Source organism: Halomonas sp., assembly GCF_033549285.1.
In the GTDB taxonomy this organism is placed as follows: domain Bacteria; phylum Pseudomonadota; class Gammaproteobacteria; order Pseudomonadales; family Halomonadaceae; genus Halomonas.
Map to the genome: position 1 here is coordinate 1 of NZ_JAWSUJ010000009.1, position 19,130 is coordinate 19,130.

Sequence of the window (19,130 nt, forward strand, 5' to 3'; positions counted from 1 at the left end):
CTCCGACATCGAGCGCTGAATCGACACCCGCCGGCGCATCGGGCAAGGTAGCGCCTTTCCCGATGCACGAGATCCGGTTCCCCATGCGTATCGACGACATGAGCCTCGACCAGCTCCTGGCGCTCAACGACCTCATCTGCCGCCGTATCGACGAACTCCAGGCCCGTCAGGAGATGGAGGTGTTGAGCCACCTGACCCTGGGGCAGGCCGTCTCCTTCGAGAGCCGCGAGGGTCAGGTGTTCGGCCGGGTCATCAAGATCAACCGCAAGACGGTCGTCGTGCAGTCGGAAGATAACCGGCAGTGGAAGGTCGCGGTGGCGCTGATCCAGCCACTACGCGACGTATAAGGCAAGCGGAAATCGGCACGCCTTGGAATGATCGCTTACGTACCAGCTGCTCGACGCTGAGCCCCTCGGGCGCCTTGGGATGCTGGGGCAGCATGGCCAGGCGCCGGGCCAAGTGACGGCGGGGCCAGCTCGTCACCGCGCGGCCATTAAGCAGTGCCTGGCCATTTTGGGGCGTCATCAGGCCTGCCAAGGCGCGCAGCAAGGTGCTCTTGCCGCAGCCGTTGGGACCAATCAGGCAGTGAATGCGCGCCGGTTCAAAATCGAGCGTCATGTCCGGCACGATGACCTTGTCGGTGTAACCCAGTCGCAGGTTTTGCGCCGAGAGCCGCGGGGCTTGGGTGCCTGCATCGCCAGAGCCGACTTGGGCCTGGAGACGGGCGGGCTTACCTGCTTGAGAAGGGGAAGACATGCTGGGTGCCATCGCTTAGATTCTCCTGGCCAGCAGGGCGAGAAAGAAAGGCACCCCGAGCAGCGAGGTGACCACCCCGATGGGCAGCTCGGCGGGTACCAGCACGAGGCGCCCGATCAGATCGGAGGCGAGCACCAGCAGGGCACCTAGTAGCGGGCTGACGATGAGCTGATGCTTGAGTTCAGGGCCCACCATCAGTCGCGCGACATGCGCAACGATCAGGCCGACGAAGCCTACCGGGCCAACGATGCCGACGGCACTGGCGGCGAACAGCACCGCCACCAGCAGCAGAGCGAAGCGCGAACGCTCGACGCGGAGCCCGAGGGTGGCGGCGACCTCGTCGCCCAACTGCAGCAGGTTGGCGCCTCGAACCAGCAGCGGCAGCAGGACGAGGCTGGCCGCCGTCCATGGCAGCAGCGCAGTGAGATGCGTCCAGTCGCGGCCATACAGGCTGCCCGAGAGCCAGGCCAGCACCGTTTCGGTGGTGGCCTGGGCCCAGCCGGCTAGTACGCCGGTCGCCAGGGCGTTGAGCAGGCCCGCCACGGCGATACCGCAGAGGACCAGCCGCACTGGGGTCGAGCCACGATTCCAGCTCAGCCGGTAGACAGCCGCCGCCGCCGCCAATCCGCCACCGCAGGCCACCAGGGGCAGCCAGTCGAGGCTCAGGGCCGCGCGCAGATAGGGGTTGCCGTCACCGGCGAGGCGCTCGGCGGCGGCGAAGGTAAGTACCGCCGCGAGGCTCGCGCCGGCATTGATGCCCATCACCCCGGAGTCGGCCAGGGGGTTGCGCATGACCGCCTGCAACAGCGAACCGGCGATGGCAAAGTGGACCCCGACCAAGGCCCCCACCAGCAGACGCGGTAAACGCAGGTTCCAGATGATGTCCTGGGCCACCGGATCGCCGACCGCCGAATCGCCGGAGCCGGTCATCGCCAGCCACACGTGGCTCGGTGACAGGGTGACGGCACCGAACAGCAGGTTGGCGATTGCAGCCAGGACCACCAGGCCCAGCAGCACGGCGACCCTGAGTCGCAGGTGGTCCTTCGCCGCCTTGCCGCCGGCGGAGTAGGGCGAGGTGGGCGTCGCGGCGCGAGCGGAGAAGGTCATGGCGTTCTCGAGCGAATCAGGGCGATGAACAGGGGGCCGCCGATCAGCGCGGTGAATAGCCCCAGTGGCAGCTCCTGAGGGGCCGCCAGGGTGCGGGCGAGCAGATCACTGAGGGTGACCAGCAAGGCGCCGGTCAAAGCGACCAGCGGCAGCGCATGGCGCTGGTCGACCCCCGCCACCAGGCGCACCAGATGGGGGGCAATCAGGCCGATGAACCCCACCGGGCCGGCGATCGCCACCGAGGCCGCGGTCAGCGCCACGGCAAGCGTCACGAAACCGAGACGCAGCAGCGTGACGGCCCCGCCCAGTGAACGCGCCATGCTATCTTCCAGGTGCATCAGGTTGAGCCAGCGGCCGGTACCGAGCGAAAGCGCGAGGCCGCCGAGGGCCCAGGGCAGGATCTGGCCGACGTGGGCCCAGCCGCGCCCCTGCAGGCCACCGGCCAACCAGCCGTAGAGCTGCTGCGCTTGAGCTCCCGAGAACAGCAGAAAAGCGGTGACCAGGGCCGAGGCCAGGGCGGTGACTGCCATCCCGGCCAGGGCGAGCATCAACGGCGAGAAACCGCTGCGCGCCGCCAGCAGAAAGGTCAGGGTGGCGGCACCTGCGCCTCCGATCATGCCGATGGCGGGAAGCCAGGTGACGTCCACCCGCCAGCCAACCTGTGCCATGACCACTGCCATCGAGGCCCCGGCGACGACACCGGTGATGCCGGGTGACGCCAGCGGATTGCGGGTCACCGTCTGCATCAACTGGCCGGCCAGCCCCAGGCTCGCGCCCACCAGCAGGCCGGCGAGGAAGCGGGGCAGGCGTAGCTCCAGCACCAGGATCGCGGCCATGCCGTCGACCCGGCCGGCCAGCACTTCCATCAGCTGGTGAAGCGACAACGGCACACTGCCGATGCTCATGGCCAGTGACCCAATGAGGATGATCGCGAATGCGAGCAGGACGCCCCAAAAGGCGAGGCCCGAGCCGCGGGGCGGCGATGCCGCTCGAGTGCCGTTCGTAGATGGCGGGAGAGCGCCGCTCATGGGTAGGAATGGCTGGCAATGGAAGGCGGCAACTCGGGACGTTCGACGTCCTCGGGATACAGCCGCCAGGCCATCTCGTCGAGAATCAGGCGGCGGGCGATGGGGCCACCGCCCTCCTTCCAGTGGGGGCCGACCTCGAACACCCGGCCGTTCTTCACCGCCTCAAGATAGGGCCACACCGGGTTGTTAGCGAAGGCCCGCTCGCCGCCAGTGGCGAACAGGAAGATGACGTCTGGGTTCAGGGCTAACAGCCGCTCCAGGCTGATCGTGTAGCCGAAAGGGATGGTCTGTCCTGGTGTGGGCGACGGGCCGGCGGCGTTGGTTGCGTTCAGGCGTTCGAGCAGTGCGGCGCTCAGGAAATGATCGTAGTAGGCGAAGGGCGCCTCGCCGGCACCGGCCAGCAGGGTGGCGCTGACGCCCCCGGGGGCATCGCCGAGTTCGGCGAGGCGGGCGTCGAAGGCCTGGTTCAGCGCCTCGCCTTCGGCACGCTTGCCCAGTGCCGTGGCGATCCCCGTTACCGCGCGCCGGCTGTCCGCCAGGCTGACCACATCGAAGGCGTAGAACGGGGCGATGGCCTCGAGCTGGCGGGCATGAGGCTCAGTATAACGGTGGATACCGATGATCAGCTCAGGGTTGAGCTCGGTGAGCAGCTCCAGGTTGGTGCTGGCACGTTGGCCGAGGCTGCGGGTGTCGGAGAGTGAGGCGCCAAGATAACTGGGCAGTGGCTCGCTGCCGAAGGTCGAGGCACCCACTGGCGAGACACCCAGTGCCACCAGGGTGTCGGCGGCGAAGGTGGAAATGGCCGCTACCCGCTTGGCTTGCGTGGCCTCGATCGGGGTGCCCCGGTCATCCTGCAGGGGGGCTGCGCTGGCGCCCTGATTCATGAAGAGGGCCAGAACGAGCCCCAGGGCCACGACGAGCACCGTGCGGAAGACGGCGTGTGTGCTCGAACACGACGCAGCGGTTGTGGCCATGCGGGCAATGGATTTGCCTCGTGGGGTGGCTCCATGAGCAGCGGGAGTGGCCATCGGCGTCGCGGCGCCAACCCGAGGCCACCGGCCCCCGAGCCGCACCCGGACCAGGCGCGAGGGGAACTCGCGTTGCATGCGTCTTCCTTCCATCAGCGTGGGCGAAGTATGGCAGGGAAGTCTAAGGCAAATTGGAATGGTTTGCATTAGTATCCATGAGCATCCTGCTCGCCTGCCTCGTGGGGGTATCGGCCGGTCAGTATCACGGGGTGGTCAGGGTACTTGGTCAGGGCTTTCGGTCCTCCGGGAGGCCTCCAGCATCCGTGGCCGGAACCTCTGAGTCGGGGCCGAAGGAAGTGCGCAGATCGCGCAGCCGGCGAAACAGGATGCCGCGGTCCTCACCCACCAGAAAGCTTGCCACTCCGCGTTCCCTCCAGCGCTGGTGCTGGCCTTCGGCCCGGGGAATCGCACAGAATTGACGCCCCGCGCGCGCGCAGGCCTGGGCCACTCTGTCCAGCGCCTGACGCACGCTGTCGTGTCCCGTGTCCGGGGCTACCCCCAGGCTGTGTGCCAGGTCCATGGCACCTTCGAGTATCCAATCCACCCCGGGTACCTCGACGATGGCGTCGATGTTTTCCACCCCTAGCGGCGATTCGATCATCACCACCACCAGGATCTCGTCGTTGGCGCGGTTCAGGTAGTCGCCGAGCGGCAGCCGCCCGAAGCCGGTGGTTCGGCCCCCGGTGATGCCGCGTCGGCCGAGTGGCTGAAAGCGTGCCGCCGCTACCACCTCGCGGGCCTGGTCGGCGCTCTCGACACGCGGCACTACCACCCCCATGGCTCCGGCATCCAAGGCGAGCTGGATCGCCCCGGTGTTGACCCCGGGCACCCGCACCAGGGGCGTGATGCCGGCGCACTCGGCGGCACGGATCATATGCTCCACGGATTCCGGGTTGACGCTCAGGTGCTCCATGTCGAGCACCACGAAGTCATAGCCCGCGTGGCCCAGCATCTCGACAAGCCAGGGGGTCGGCACCGAGTTGAGCATGCCGTACACGCAGCCCCCTTGCTCGAGACGGCGCTTGAGTGGATTGGACCCGAGCATCAGACGTGCTCCTCATCGTCGATGAAGTGCATGATCGGCGCCGGATGACGCAGGAAGTTCTGGTGGGAGATGTTCCAGGCGTAGGCGCCGGCCAGGGTGAACATCAGCATGTCGCCGATGGCCAGGCGCTCGATCTCGACCTGGCACGCCAGCACGTCCTTGGGGGTACACAGCTGGCCGACGACGCTGACCCTGGTGTGTGTCAGCCCATCCTCGCCGCCGCGCCCGGGCAGGCGCACGAAGGGGTGGTCGTGATTCTGTGCCACCGGGGTGCGGAAGTGGTGGGTGCCGCCACGGCATACCGCGAACCACTGGCCGTGGTTGCGCTTCAGGTCCATCACCTCCATCAGGTAGTAGCCGCAGGGGGCGGTCATGTAGCGGCCACACTCGAAGCGAATGCGATAGCGCTGCAGGCGTGGCTCGGTGAGCCGCTGTGCTAGCCCGTTACAGAAGCATTCCCAGTCGAACTGCTGGCTGGGCTCGCGGTAGTTGATGCCGATGCCGCCGCCGACATTGATCTGGTCGATGTCCAGGCGGTACTGCTCGCGCCAGTGCTCGACCTGGCGAAACAGGTCGCCGAGTAGCCTCAGCTGGGCGTCGGCGTCGAGCTGATGGGAGATCAGGTGAAAGTGAAAGCCACGCAGCTCGATCTCGGGGTGGCGATCGAGGAAGGCGAGACAGGTGTCGAGCTCCTCGGGATCGATGCCGAAGGGGGTGGGCACTCCGCCCATGGTCAGGGGGGTCGAAGGCAGGTTGTCGGTGGCCAGGTTCATGCGCAACAGCACCTCCTGGCGACGCTCACCCTGTTCGAGCAGCCGGGCAAGACGCTCGAGCTCGGTCAGGCTCTCCACATGGATAAGCTCGACGCCAAGTTCGAGGGCGAGCGAGAGCTCCGAGACCAGTTTGCCCGGGCCGCCGAACAGCAACGGGGCCTCGGGGAAACGTTCACGGATCAGCGCCAGTTCACCGCCGGATGCGACCTCGAAGCCGGCCACTCGGTTCTCGAGGGCGTCCAGTATCGGCGCCTCGGCATTAGCCTTGACGGCGTAGAACATCTCACAGCGCTCGGGCAGTGCTGCCACCACGCCCTCGACATGGCGACGCAGGGCCGGAAGATCATACAGATAGGCGCACAGGGGGTCGTCGCTCGCCGTCTGCAGGCGGGCCGCTTCCCGGGCCATGGAGTCGAGTCGAAATTCCATCGGGAGTTCCTGAGTCACTGGGTGTCGAGGGGATAGGCGAAGGGGCTGGCCAGCGGCACGTATTCGGAGGCGCGGTCGGCGCGCTTGAGGACCCGGTTGAGCAGGTTGGTCTTGTTGGGCCAAGGCTCGCCTTCGAGCAGACGCTCGATTAGTCGCGAGGAGAAGGCGTTGCCGTGGCGTTGCTGGTAGCGCCTCAGGCTCGACTCAAGGCAGTGCCATAGCCGAGGCTCGAGCCCGGTATCGTCGCGCGCCAGGCAGAACACCGCCTGGGCGAGGTTGTTGATCAGCAGGCAGTAGCCGATGCGCTTGACCCCCAACTCCTCGGGGTAGCGTACCGAGGCCCTGGCGCGCTCGGTAAGGCTTGTCAGACGCGCATCGGGCCACTGCTCGGGCAGCAGCTTGGTGCCTTCCAGGTCACGGATGTAGATGTGGCTGGGCAGGCCGTGGCGCAGCCCCACCACGACGTTCTGCAGATGCGGCTCGAACACCACCTCGAGCCGGCACAGGGCGAATAGCATCGGGTGAACCAGGTGCTCGATGTAGGCCTCGAACCAGTGCAGTGCCGCCTCCTCCCGGGACAGGCCTCGATGGCGGGCTAGGCGCAAGACCTCGCGCTCCAGTGGCGAGCCCCCCGAGGCGGTATCGGCAAACAGCGCCGCCGTCAGCAGTGGTGTCTCGTCCTCTCCCCAGACCGGGCTCTGACGCAGGATCAGGCCGAAGGCCTCCTGCAAGGCGACGCGTGTCTCCCACGGCTGGTCGCGGAAGTCGGCGGTGACGAAGCCGGGTTCGGCCATCAACGTTAGCGTCGGGAAGGTCTCGCCCAGCGTACTGGCGTCTTCGCTGAGCAGGCGGCTCACGGCGACGGCACTCTCGAGTTCGTACCAGGCGTTCTTGCGTACGCAGTTGGTCAGGCGCACATGCAGCGAGCACTTCAGGAAGCGGTCGCGGCCGGGCTGAAATAGGGTTCGTACCGAGGCCGTGGGGTACCAGGTTTCACCAGCCGGCCCCAGGTCGATCAGGCGGCCGCTGTCGAGCGCTTGGCGCACCACCGCCAAGCCGCGGATATGCTCGACCTGCCAGGGATGCACCGGCAGCGCCCGATAACCGGGAGGAAGGGCGAGGTCCGGGAGCTGGCGCTCGAGCTGCGCATAGGCGTCTTCATCGAGATGGGAGGACTGGTACAGGTCGCCAGTTGCCACGGCGAAGTAGTGGAGCGGGAAGGCTGCACCGAGCTCAGGGGAGTAGCGCCGGATGGCGTCGAGCGCGACCCCCTCGCGGCTCTTGGGGGTGGGGTGGAAGGCGTGGCCGAAGGTCAGCGACTGCTCCGAGCGCAGGTAGGCCGCTTCGCCCTGGCCCCACTCGTCGTCACCGGCGGTGGCGATGAACTCACCCATCAGCTCGACGCTGTTGCCGATCTGGGCCAGCAATTCGTCGTTGAACGGCTGATCGAAGCGCAATGCCAGTTCGCTCAGCAGCATCCGCGCCAGGCGTTGCCAGTCCAGGGCCTGCCAGGGCTTGCCGAAGGTGGCGCCGAAGGGCTCGGAGCGGTAGGCGTGGTTGAGGGTGATCGAGGGGCGCTCGACCGCGATCAGTAGCAGCTGGCCGCTGAACGGCAGCGAGACCTGCAGCACATGGCCCCCCTTGAGACGCCGGTGTTGCCGGATCGCCTGCGGCCACGCGCGGGCGCCGAAGGGGCTGTCCCAGTTGAGGTCGCCGGCCGGCGCGGCGACCTCGCGGCAGTAAGCGTTGAGCAGCGCCCAGATCGAACGGGTGCCGGCCTGGTCACGCACATCCTGTATCTTGAATGCCCTGTGCAGGGCGACGGCGGAGGAGCCAAGGGTCATGTTCGCGTCCTTTGCGAAGGGGATGGAAGAAGCTGAGCGAGCCTGGGGACCAGGCTCAGGCCGAGCGCGGCGAGCACCCAGGCCGAGGCCAGCAGGGGGCTCGCCAGGCCGAAGCGCGAGGCCAGGACGCCGGCGCCGAGGCCGGCCGCGACGCCCGCCCACTTGGCGGCGGCGTCGAGGCGTCCGAAAAGGCGGCCGAAAAGGCGGCCGGCCCGCTGCCGGCTCGCGCTGCTCATCAGCCGGTGGAGCGCGACGAAGGCGGCGGTCATGGCCAGTCCCATCGCCACCCGTGCCAACCACATGCCGGCCTCGGATTGCCAGCCGCTGCCCGCGAGGCCGTACTGCGCCCAACAGGCGAGCGCCATGGCGGCGAAGGCGAGCGTCAGGATGCGCCGTGGGCAGTAGCGCCTCAGCACCTTGCCCAGTGGAGCGGAGAGCGCGAGGTACACCAGGTGGGGCAGGCTGAACAGGGTGGCAAGCGTGACCGTGGAGAGCCCGGTGAAGCGGCCCTGGAGGTCGGCGATGAAGTAGGGATAGGTGACCACACAGGCGAAAGAGAAGCCGAATTGCAGCCACAGCAAAAGCCCCGGTGGCACCGTTTTTGCGGCGCCCGGCGGCGAGCTGCGCGTGTCGCTACTCGCCGAATCCGCGGCCCGAGCCGCTTCACGGGTCGGGCCATGGGCCGGGAAGGTAGCCACCAGGGCCGCCGCCGCCAGCGGCAGCAGGGCGAGCCAGGCGTACAGGGTCAGCGGGGATATCCCGCCGATCAGGTAGCCGAACAGGATCGGGGCAACGACCAGGGCGGCCCTGGCTGAGGCTTGCATGGCGGTGAGCGCCCGAGCCAAGCGCTCTCCTTCGAGCTCTCCGGCGAGCCAGGTATTGGAGGCCGCAAAGGTGCCGCCGAGCATTCCTTGCACGGCCAGCGCCAGGGCGAAGCCGCTCACCGAGCCGGCCTGGCTGGCCAGCAGGAAGCCCAGAGCCAGACCGATCTGGGCGCGGATCAGGGAGCGCCGCGCGCCGTAACGATCGGCGAAGCGCCCCCACCAGGGCGCCGCCAGGGCGGAAAATACCGTAGGCAGCACATACAGCCAGCCGACCAGGTGAAGCTGCGTGGAGGCGAACTCCTCGCTCAACAGGATGGCGAAGAAGGGCGGCATACCCAACGCCGCCAGGGACGCCACGAAGTGGCACAGCATGACCCCCCGGACCCGCTTTCGTTCGTCCCGGTTCATGGCGTTACCTCGAGCCGCGTATCCGATGGCACCTGCTCGAGCTCTGTGTCGAGGGTCGCCTCTTTCAGGAAGTTCGGCGCCGTTCTGCCATAGAACTTGTTGATGTCCTTGGCCCCGGTGCTCGCCTTGCTGGCCAGGGTGCCGGCGGTCAGCAGGTACTTGGCGTCGAGGAAGTCCCGCTCCAGCAGCTGCGTCACGGGCGATCCATCCTCTTCCGGCATGGCGGCCAGGCTTTCGGCCATGGCCCGGCGCACCTCGCCGTAGAGCTTGGCCAGGTCACCGTGGCCGCGCGCGGCCAGGTGCTCTATCAGCGGCGCGACGTTGAGCTGCAGTGTGATGGTGACGACCATCTGCTCGAGCGCCTGGGGCGACTCGCACCAGATGCGCGGGTCCTCGAGCTTCTCCACCAGGCGATAAAGCGCCGGCCAGCGGGTCTCAAGCCTGGCGCGATGCAGACGGGGCGCATCGTTGTCCTTGAGCAACAGGCGCATCTCCCCGCCTTCACGCAGCAGCAGCATCGAGTTCTGCTGATTGGACTCCAGCGCCACGCCATAGCGCAGCCACAGAGGCAGGTGGATATCGAAGGTGAGCCGCAGATAGGCCCGCAAGAAGGCGCGGACATCGGCCTCGAAGAAACGCTCGGCCAGTTCTTCGTAGACCACGGCGCCGCTCTGCTTATCGACCGCTCTCTTGCTGACCGTACCGGGGCAGGCCGCGACGAGCCCCGCCACCGAGACCAGGGTGGCGTCTTCGACCGCCGGCGGGTAGCGGCGCAGGATGAAGCCGAGAAAGGGCTGGCTAGCGACGTGGGCGCCCTGGTGCTCATCGGTGAGCACCAGGCGCCCGGCGAGCAGCGCATCCTGCTTGGCGATGGCGCCGAGCAGACACTGGACCCGCTGGCCATCGCCGATGGTGCTGGGCTTGATGGTGCGGATATTGCGGCTGCCCAGGGTGCGGATGGTCAGCGGTAGCTTGATGTGGGTGGTGGGCCGCTCGGTGAGCATCAGGCTGCGCACCGAGAGGGTGGGCTGGACCTCGACGGCCGCCAGCGGCGCCTTGATTAGGGTCTCGGCCAGGCCCGCCTCCTCGAGCATGGCGTCGAGCCCCGACGCCCACAGGAATGGGTGCACGGGCAGCAGCTGATAGTCGTCGGCCAGGCGAGTGTCGAGCCCTACCCGCTCGAGGCTCGGCCACCAGTCGGGCAGCGCCGTATCACGCAGGTGTAAGAGCGCCCTCGGTACCGCCAGCCAGTGTAACGTGAAGCTCGGCTGGAACTCGGGAGCGAAACGCTCGAGCGCCGCCACATCGAAGCCCAGCTTGGCCCGGGCAGTGGGGTAGTAGGGGTGATCCTGGAACGAGGCCAGGCGGTCATAATGGGTGAAACGGGCCGACCAGTCGTCGGGGGGGAAGGCGTTAGACTCCTGGGCCGCGCAGTGGGCGAAGTAGTCACGCTGGGCCTTGCGGCAGGCCAGTCGCTGGACCTCGGCCTGGCGGCATTCGTCGGCGAAGGCGGTGTAGTAGTCGCACGCCTCTGTCGCCAGTCCCTCACCGAGCCAAGCGATTAGACTCGCCGCATCCGCAAGCTCCCTCATCGCCTCGGCCCCGGGCGTCACGTCGGCCACCATCACCGGTCCCTGGCGATAGCGCCAGGGCTGCATGAATCGCTCCGGCGTCACCGGCAGCCACAGGGTGCCCGAGGCCAGTGTCGTGATCTCGAGCCAGGGCCCCGGCGTGAAGGAGCCGATATCCAGGCAGGCAAACGCCTGGGGCGCCCCGTTCAGCACTCGAGCCTGCCGCGTAATGCCTTGTATATCTTCTCGCAGCAGGGCGTCCACGACGCGCGCAAGAATATAGCGGCGGGCCTCGTCGGCAGTGGCATCAAAGGCGCCATCGCTGCCCTGGGTCTCGATCATCGGGCTCGCGTCGCGGATCATGGTTGGACCTCCCAAGTCAGCGAGTCCAGCGTCGTCGCCACGCGCTCCTTGAGTCGGACGCTGCAGTCCCCGGCGGCGCTCAGTACGCCGAGATAGTCCTTGTTGGAGTGGCTGAGGGTCAGCCGCTCGCCGGGTCGGCGCAGCGGGTGGAAGTCCACGAAGCCATCCTCCCAGCGCCGGCGGAACGCCTCGGGCACCTGCACCAGGTGACCGGGCCGGGTGGCCCTGACGTACTCGATGTGCAGCCCCTTGCGGGCGATATCGATCCTGGGCAGTGCCTCGCCCAGGTGCAGGCGCAGGATGGTGTGGAACAGTTCGATGCCGAGGGTTTCATCGAGGAGAAACTCGCGACCATCGCCGATGGTCCGGTAGTTGATCTCGATCAGCCTAGGCCCTGTTGGGGTCAGTACGAACTCGCTGTGGCAGGAGCCGAAGCCAATGCCGAAGCGACGAATCTGCTCGACGACGTCGTCGATCACTGCCGGGTCGAGATCGAGCCCCCAGTAGGCGGCCAGTTCGATGAAGTGCGGCGGTGGCGACAGCTCGACGCGAAAGCCGCCGAGGACCTCGAGCCGGTCGCCGTCACCCAGGGTTTCCAGAGTGTAAAGCGCCCCTTCCAGGTACTCCTCGAGTAGCAGCGCCTGTCCAGGGTGACGCTGCCACAGGCCTTTGCAGCAGGCGATCAGCGCCTCGCGGGTGTCGACCCTGCTGACGTCCAGGCTTGCCACGCCCTCGCGGGGCTTGATCACGCAGGGTAGCGGGCAGTCCGAGGCGATTTCAGTGAGCTGCGCCGGCGTCGTCACCAGGCGGTGCCAGCATGGGGAAAGTGTCAGCTCGTCGAGGCGCTGGCGCATTGCCGCCTTGTTCTTGGCCGCGAAGCACACCCGCCAGTCCTTACCCGGCAGGCCGAAGTAGTCCGCCACCACGGCCGTGGGGGCCTGCAGATGATCGCTGTGGGAGAACACCGCCCACGGAGCGATGCCGGCCTCCTGCAGCGTCTCGATAATGGCAATGGGGCTGAACACATCACAACCGAGCACCGCCTCCGGATATGCGGAGAGCCCCTCCTGGGCGAAGTGTCGACGGTGATCGCGGGGAAGATCAGTGACGATCACTGGATCAAGCCCCAGATCTCGTGCCGCGGTCAGAAACCCCTCATTGAGGACGTCTGTCACCACATGTGCGACGAAAACAAATGGTTGTGGCATCGCTGGCTCCTTGTCTCTTGGACGAATCGGAACGCCAGGCCAGACAGGCAGCACGTTTCCCCCCGCAGGCTTGGCGGAAGTCATGCTAGTTTAGTTGGTAATGATAATCAATATCGTTTATGGGCGAAGAGAGGCCGCATCCCACTGGGCATTCCTTCAGTCAGGTAATCCGTTGTGTGGATTTCGAGGTTGGCCACCGCTCCGGTGCCTCGCTCCGATTACCACGTGCGCGAGATCGGACCGCTTGGAACAGACCACTCATGCGTTTCAGACGTGCATTTGTCAGGCCGGAGTCCATCGCCTCACTACCTGCTCGGCATGCCGCTCCAGCGTCGTCACGGCCACCGCCATCGACTTGAGAAGTGCCTGGCCGGTAATGGCCTCCCGCATGACCTTTAGGTCGTTCGTGATGCGCCACCGGGCGGCACGCGGAGTTGGCAATGGAGCCAGTCGACGGTCACTTCGGAGTTGGGGTGGTTCTCGGCAACGTCGTGAGCCGGACCGGCTTGCCACATTCCGGGCGGGGGTAGAAGCTGCGCTCGCGCGGCCTCACTAGAGACCTGAATCCGTAATGCCGGTGCCGGCACTTTCCCTGTCACCCCTGAATTCAAGCAATAATCGCAGGTGCTGCGCTTATTGCTTGAATTCAGGACCTCCTGATTCGAAAGTTTCTGCAGCAGCTTTTTCCGTGCTCTCTTCAGCAAAGCTCGCCTGACAGTGCAGAATGAGAGGTTGTCTGCATCTACCGACAAGGAGGTCGACGTGGGCTTTCGCTTCCAGCGCCGCATCACCCTCGCCCCGGGCATTCGGCTCAACCTGAGCAAGCGGGGCCTCGGCCTATCGGTGGGTCCGCGGGGTGCCAGTCTCAGCGTGGGGCCGAGCGGCGTGCATGGTCATGCCGGTATTCCCGGCACCGGCCTGGCCTATCGGCAGAAGCTCAACACCCTGAACCGCCGAGCGTCCGGAGCAAGCGGTAGCGCCGGGCCCTCCAATTCCGCTGCTGCTACCCTGGATGTGCTGCTGTCACAGGGTGAACCTCTTCCGGTGCAGCTCGACATCGATGCCGAGGGCGGCATCCACTACTTCCACGGTGATGGCACCCCCATGGGCGACGATGAGGCCCGCGTGCTGCGGCGGCACGCCAGGGAATCGCTTCGCGAGCAGTTGGAGCAACACTGCGAACGTCTCAACGCGGACCTGGACCGGCTTGGCCGGTTGCACGAGGAAACACCCTTCCCGGGCAAGAACGGCTACGCCACCCAGGCGTTCACCGACGCTCCGCCGCCGCCGCCGCAAAAACAGCAGCCAGCCTGGTGGCACTCTCTATGGCCGCCGGCCAAACGTCGCATAAAGGAAGAAAACCGTCGCCGCCAGGCGGCGTTCGAGGAAGCTTACCGAGATTGGGAGTGGTGTAAGGCTGAGCATGATGCGGCGGAATTCGCTCGCCACCAACGCGAGAGCGAGGATGTCTGGCATGATCCGGACGCCATGGAACAGACCCTGCGGGAGCGTCTGGAGGAGATCGACTGGCCTCGCGAAACCGCCATCGACTTCGACCTTGGCAGCGACGTCAGCACCATTGCCGTGGATATCGAACTCCCAGGCGAAGATGAAATGCCGGACCGCTACTGGGCCATGCCGGCCAAGCAGGTGAAGCTAACCCCGCGTAAGCTCAGTGACACCCGGCAACGCAAGCTCTACCGGGATCATGTACATGGCATTGCCATCCGCGTGCTGGGCGCGGTGTTCGCGCGCCTACCCACCGTGCAGGAGGCCAGGGTATCCGGCTATCGCCAGGTCACCGATCCTGCCACTGGCGGTGAACGCGACCAGTACCTGTTCAGCGTGAAGACCACCCGCACGCAGTGGGGGAAGATCCACTTCGACAATCTGGATCAGGTCGACCCAGTCGCGGCCATGGAGGCCTTCACCCTGCGTCGCGACATGACCAAGACCGGCATCTTCCGCGATATCGAGCCGTTCAAGCTGGTTTAGGCCAGCCCGTACGGCTCCGCATCATAGGTGCCCTTCGATGACGTCGCGGGTCTGGGATGGCTCGAATACGGTATCGAAGACCCACTGCCCGAAGCCTCCCTGCTCGTTGACGGCCTTCACCCAGGTTTCCATGGCGGTGCGCTTCTCGGCGTTCTGCTGACTGTCCTGGCCCTTCACCTCGAGCACGAGCGTCTTACCGTTGGCGAGTCGGATCAGGTAGTCGGGCACGAAGTCGCGCGATGAGCCCCGCCACAGGTAGCGCACCTTGAAGTCGAGGTGGTCATTCTTGGCCCAGGCGGCAATGCTGGGGTGGTCTTCGCAGACGTCGGCGACCATCTTCTCCCAGGTGCTGTCGTAGACCACGTGGCTGATCTGCGAGCGCTCCGTCGGGGCACATGGCTTGGTAGTGAGCCAGGGCCGCATGTAGGCAGTGGCGCCGATGGGCTGGTGCTCATCGAAGATCAGCTCCTGACGCTCCACGTTCTGTTCGGTGACGTGGCGATTCACATGGCCCACTACGGTGTCCATGTTCAGGGCGAACAGCAGACGGCGGCGTACCGGGTCCTGATGCCAGAGACTGGGGATATCCAGCTTGTCGCTGGAGAGAAACTGCTCGACCAGCCGGATCAGCTGCACCGCGAGGAACTGCTTGTCGCCTCCGAAGGTGGCCTGGTTGTGCTGGTAGAGCTTACGGGCTGCGCGGAAGGTGAGGTTCTGCAGCCGGAACTCCTCCACCGCCCGCTCAAGGTCGATCTCGGTGACCATGGCCAGGTTGGGGGAGCCGGTCAGTGAGGGAGCGATATCCGCGTTGAGTGGGGTCTGGGCCGGGTCGAGGGTGAGCGTGGGTACGCTCTGCCAGTCGATCACCAGCTCCGGCTTGAGCACGTTGTCGATGCGATCGACGTTGGGCCAGCGGATTTCCAGGTGGTTGCGGCCAGGTTCCACCTCGATGCGCACGCTTGGCTTGGGTGGTGGCGGTGCCTCGCCGCCTTCGCTGGCATCCTGGAAGATCGAGAGCGGCACGCCGAAGACGTTGACGTACTCGGGGAGAAACTTGCGGTCGGCGTCCATGTCGTGGGAGACGCGGCGCAGCCCGCGGCCGATCACCTGCTCGCACAATAGCTGACTGGTGAAGGCGCGCAGTCCCATGATGTGGGTGACGTTGGCGGCGTCCCAACCCTCGGAGAGCATGGCCACCGAGATGACGTTCTGCAGGTATTGCCCCGGCTGACCACGCTTGCCGACGGTATCGACCAGGGCACGCAGCTGCTCCTCCTGCTTCATGGCCAGCAGGTCGGCCTCCTTGTCGGCAGGGAGTCGGGCCGCCTTGATGAGGGCCTCCAGTCGAGCCGCATACTGCTTGTCCTTGCTGCTGCTGGTTTCGCCCTGCTCGGCCTTCTCGAGCACCTTGGAATCGACCCGCAGGGTGGCGTCGGGTGTCTGGGTCTCCTGGATCAGGCAGTCCCCGCCGTTGAAGAAGTGCTCGATGCGCGCCGCGGTCTCGGTACGGTTGCAGACGGTGAGCATTACCGGAGGAATGCTGTGGCCGGCCTCCTGCCATTGCTGTCGGGTTTCCTTCCAGTCGTAGGCCAGCAGGGCATAGGCCTTCTGCACCAGGTCCGGCAGTGGCGCGGTGACCTCGGCTCGGCGGTTGAGGTCTTCCTTCACCTCATCCTCGCGGTAGAGGTGATAGAGCTTGCTGGCGTAGGTCTTGGCGTTGGCCAGGGCGTCATCGCGCACCACCACCCGTGGCGTCTTGACCAGCCCGGCCTCGATGGCGTCGTTGAGGCCGAAATCGGAGACGATCCACTCGAACAGGCCGGACTCGGTGTTGCTCTTGCCGGTGGGGGCGAAGGGCGTGGCAGAGAGATCGAAGCAGCGCCGGATACGACGGGTCTTGTGGATGCGGTCCAGCCCCTCGATCCAGCGGGTGGCCTCCTCGAGATCGATGCCCAGCTCCTCGGCCTGCTTCTTGCTGATCTTGGATTCGGCCTGCTGGCGATAGGCGTGGTGGGCCTCGTCGTTGATCACGATGAGGTCGCGCTCGTTGGCCAGCGACCCCAGCACGCGCCGGGTGAAGGCCTCGTCGCTCTCCTTGCCCTTCTTGACCACGGAGCGGGCTTGCTCCTTGAGTGGCATCAGGGTGTGCCAGTTCTCGATGACCAGCTCGACCCGGTTGAGCTGCTGCCGCATGGCCTCGTTGGGGCAGAGGTTGAACTCGTCGAAGACGTTCTGGGGGTGGCCTGGCTTCAAGACCTGCAGGCGACTCTTCACCGTGAGCCCCGGGGTGACGATCAGCACCGACTTGGAGAAGCGGCGGTCTTTGGGGTAGTGGATGGCGTTGAGGGTCTGCCAGGTGATGATCAGCGACATCACCGAGGTCTTGCCGGAGCCGGTGGCCATCTTGTTGCAGATGCGCTCCCAGGGGCCGCCATCCCCGCTGAGGAAGATGCCCTGGCGGTAGGGTTCCTGGGCTTCCAGCCACCAGATCAGGGTCTCGATGGCCTCGAGCTGGCAGAAGTAGAACGGATACTGGCGAGGCCCTCCCTCCCAGCGGCAGGCATCCGGGTCCCAGTCACCGCGTTCTATCCAGTGATAGAGAAGTTGGCGACTGACGCTGGTGACACCGGGGTAGCCATCCGCTCGCCACTCATCGACGCGCTGACGAATACGGTTGACCTGCTCCAGGGGCTCGGTGCGCTGGGTGTTGTTGCGGGTATCGAAGATCTCGTAGGCCGCCGGACGACGCCCCTGCTGGAGGGTCATCTGCTTGCCGTCGCGCTCCCAGTAGGTCGATGGGGCATCGTAGGGCGAGTTGATGATCAGAGATTGGGTCGTCATTCGGTAACTCCTTCTACCGTGCGATAGCCCTGATGCCGGTGGTTCGGGACATTGGGGTAGCGCAGCTCGAGCTTGCCTGCCTTCACCAGCGGGGCCACATGCCGCTCACCGACGTTCTTGGGCGAACGCTGGAGCAGCTCGGACAGCTGACGCAGCGTGAGGAAACGGCCTTGGCAGAGTTTGAGCAGCGTCGCCTGCATCGTCTCGGGCGTGGTGCGCTTGGCGGCAGCGACCGGGGCTGCGATGCGCTGCAGTGCTTCCCACGCTTGGGCGTGCTCATCGGCATCGCTGTGGGGAGAGCTCCCTTCACTATGCGGGAAGGTAGTGCCCTTGTGGGGGGAGCTCGGCTCACTATGAGGGCACATAGTGTCGGCGGGTGGGGAGCTGCTCTCCGCCTTGAGGTCGGTGGGGGCAGCGAGCGACGCCGGCAGGGTGTAGTAGGCCCCCCGGCTGCGCCCATGGGGCTCCAGCATGCCCTTCTCCACCAGGCCGCTGAGCATCTGGGTGATATCGACCCGGTGCAGCGTCAGCATCTCCTGCAGTCGACGGTTGGTGACCTGCTGCTCCAGGGCGGCGATGACCAGCGTCTGCGCTTCATCGGGTGAGAGCTTCTCGAAGGCCTGACCGAAGCGCTGCTGCAGGCGTGCCATCACGTCCTCGGGCATCACGCTGATCAGCGGTAGCGTGAGGATGACCCGATCAGGCCGCAGGGTCTCCTTCAGGCTGGGCGGCTGCCACAGGTGGGCGTGCCAGCTGCGCCGGATCTTGTCGAGGCCGGAGCCTGCCTTGTCGCCCACGCCGAGCAGCTGGAACATCAACTGCAGCGACTTATTGCGACACTCGCTGACGCCCCCCGTCATCAACTGCTCCTGAGAGAGCAGCAGGGTGCCGGGGTTGGAGAATTCGAAGCGGTCCTTGAAGCGTTCGCCGATGATGCCTCCCTGGCCGGAGTGGTCGGCATGGATCAGGGCGTTGACCAGGGCCTCCTTGAGCGCCTCGTGGGCATCGCTCTGGCCGCGGCGATCCGGCCGGAAGGGGACCTTGAGGGCCGGGTCATAGCCAAGCTTCTGGGCGACGCGCTGATAGAACTGGAAGAGGTTGGCGACCCAGGTGCCATCGATGTGGATGCGGTCGCTCCAGCGGGTCTCGTCGTCCTCGGCCAGGCGCTCGCGGTAGTCGACCTGGAAGCCCGGCAGGGCGGCGGGGTCCTGGATGGCCTCGGTCTTGCCGAACATCAGCAGCCCGGCCAGGGTCAGCCCCTCCTCCCCGCTGCGGCGCTCCTTGCGCCACCCACCCAGCTTGGTCAGCAGGCCGAGGTCGTTCTCGGTCAGCCAGGGGTGATCGGGCACCCGTGAGGACACCCGATTGCGGTACTGCTGGAGCGAGGCAGTGTCGAGGTCATCGACGCCGAAGTGCTCGAGGATGCGGCTGTCGGCCGGCTGCTGTTCGAGGCGGTCGGCGAACATGCGCTGTACCTCGGCCTCGTTGCAGCGGAAGTCGCCCTCGTGGTTACGGCGGTAGCTGCCCTTGAAGGGGTCGACGCCGATGTAAACCGGCCGCTCGCTGCGTGTGGCACGGGGCACCTCGATCACCAGGATGGCATCGCCCCGGTAGGTCTCGACGCTGACGTGGTGCTCCTGGAGAATGTTCGCGCTGACCTTCTGGGGGTTGTTGAGCGTGACCCAGAACTCACCGCGCAGCTTATCAACATCCGCCTCAGTGAGACCGGCTGTGGATGGCCCCTCATCGCCTTCCTTCACCCCGAGGTAGATCGTGCCACCCGCGGTGTTGGCGAAGGCGCTGTAGGTCTCCCACAGGCTCTTGGGCAGCCCGCCCCGGGCCGCCTTGTATTCGGTATCGACCCCCTCATGGCGAGCCAGCACCTCGAAGAGGCTGGTGTGCTGTGTCAT

General features: G+C 66.2%; 14 protein-coding genes. 2 read left to right on the plus strand and 12 right to left on the minus strand.

Going from position 1 to position 19,130, the window contains the following annotated elements:
• Positions 1-83 precede the first annotated feature (83 nt).
• Entirely contained in the window at positions 84-347 is a 264-nt protein-coding gene (locus SCI24_RS03475; protein WP_318724021.1) for a transposase, read from the plus strand.
• Here SCI24_RS03475 and SCI24_RS03480 read toward each other — a convergent pair.
• The 10 genes from SCI24_RS03480 to SCI24_RS03525 form a co-directional block, all read right to left on the minus strand.
• Positions 259-768 (minus strand): ABC transporter ATP-binding protein, encoded by a 510-nt coding sequence (locus tag SCI24_RS03480; protein ID WP_318724022.1) that lies wholly within the window; start codon positions 766-768, stop codon positions 259-261. The genes SCI24_RS03475 and SCI24_RS03480 overlap by 89 nt on opposite strands.
• Positions 769-771: 3 nt before the next feature.
• Entirely contained in the window at positions 772-1,863 is a 1,092-nt protein-coding gene (locus SCI24_RS03485) for an iron ABC transporter permease (protein WP_318724023.1), read from the minus strand.
• Positions 1,860-2,891 carry an iron ABC transporter permease gene (locus SCI24_RS03490; protein WP_318724024.1) on the minus strand — a complete coding sequence of 344 codons (1,032 nt, stop codon included), beginning with the start codon at positions 2,889-2,891 and terminating at the stop codon, positions 1,860-1,862. The genes SCI24_RS03485 and SCI24_RS03490 overlap by 4 nt, the downstream gene beginning before the upstream one ends.
• On the minus strand, positions 2,888-3,865 hold the full coding sequence (locus SCI24_RS03495) for an iron-siderophore ABC transporter substrate-binding protein (RefSeq protein ID WP_318724025.1): 978 nt from the start codon (positions 3,863-3,865) through the stop codon (positions 2,888-2,890). Before SCI24_RS03495 ends, SCI24_RS03490 begins: the two co-directional genes overlap by 4 nt.
• A gap of 280 nt (positions 3,866-4,145) precedes the next feature.
• The gene (locus SCI24_RS03500; RefSeq protein WP_318724026.1) at positions 4,146-4,964 is read right to left on the minus strand and encodes an HpcH/HpaI aldolase family protein; all 819 of its coding nucleotides are present in this window, start codon (positions 4,962-4,964) and stop codon (positions 4,146-4,148) included.
• Positions 4,964-6,166 carry a type III PLP-dependent enzyme gene (locus SCI24_RS03505; RefSeq protein ID WP_318724027.1) on the minus strand — a complete coding sequence of 401 codons (1,203 nt, stop codon included), beginning with the start codon at positions 6,164-6,166 and terminating at the stop codon, positions 4,964-4,966. The genes SCI24_RS03500 and SCI24_RS03505 overlap by 1 nt, the downstream gene beginning before the upstream one ends.
• A 14-nt stretch (positions 6,167-6,180) precedes the next feature.
• A complete protein-coding gene (locus tag SCI24_RS03510; RefSeq protein WP_318724028.1) occupies positions 6,181-8,010 on the minus strand; it encodes an IucA/IucC family protein in 1,830 nt (609 codons plus the stop codon).
• Complete coding sequence (locus SCI24_RS03515) at positions 8,007-9,242, minus strand: MFS transporter (RefSeq protein ID WP_318724029.1); 1,236 nt, start codon at positions 9,240-9,242, stop codon at positions 8,007-8,009. The genes SCI24_RS03510 and SCI24_RS03515 overlap by 4 nt, the downstream gene beginning before the upstream one ends.
• Positions 9,239-11,176, minus strand: coding sequence for an IucA/IucC family protein (locus SCI24_RS03520; RefSeq protein ID WP_318724030.1), 1,938 nt, complete (start codon positions 11,174-11,176; stop codon positions 9,239-9,241). Before SCI24_RS03520 ends, SCI24_RS03515 begins: the two co-directional genes overlap by 4 nt.
• Positions 11,173-12,384 carry a hypothetical protein gene (locus SCI24_RS03525; protein WP_318724031.1) on the minus strand — a complete coding sequence of 404 codons (1,212 nt, stop codon included), beginning with the start codon at positions 12,382-12,384 and terminating at the stop codon, positions 11,173-11,175. The genes SCI24_RS03520 and SCI24_RS03525 overlap by 4 nt, the downstream gene beginning before the upstream one ends.
• Before the next feature lie 762 nt (positions 12,385-13,146).
• On the opposite strand from SCI24_RS03525, the gene SCI24_RS03530 reads away from it, so the two are divergent.
• The gene (locus SCI24_RS03530) at positions 13,147-14,379 is read left to right on the plus strand and encodes a DUF4236 domain-containing protein (RefSeq protein ID WP_318724033.1); all 1,233 of its coding nucleotides are present in this window, start codon (positions 13,147-13,149) and stop codon (positions 14,377-14,379) included.
• Between the two features lie 21 nt (positions 14,380-14,400).
• Here the strand turns inward: SCI24_RS03530 and SCI24_RS03535 are convergent, their stop codons facing one another.
• Both SCI24_RS03535 and SCI24_RS03540 read right to left on the minus strand, forming a co-directional pair.
• Positions 14,401-17,220 carry a BPTD_3080 family restriction endonuclease gene (locus SCI24_RS03535; protein ID WP_318724034.1) on the minus strand — a complete coding sequence of 940 codons (2,820 nt, stop codon included), beginning with the start codon at positions 17,218-17,220 and terminating at the stop codon, positions 14,401-14,403.
• On the minus strand, positions 17,217-19,130 hold the full coding sequence (locus SCI24_RS03540) for an ATP-binding protein (RefSeq protein WP_318724035.1): 1,914 nt from the start codon (positions 19,128-19,130) through the stop codon (positions 17,217-17,219). Before SCI24_RS03540 ends, SCI24_RS03535 begins: the two co-directional genes overlap by 4 nt.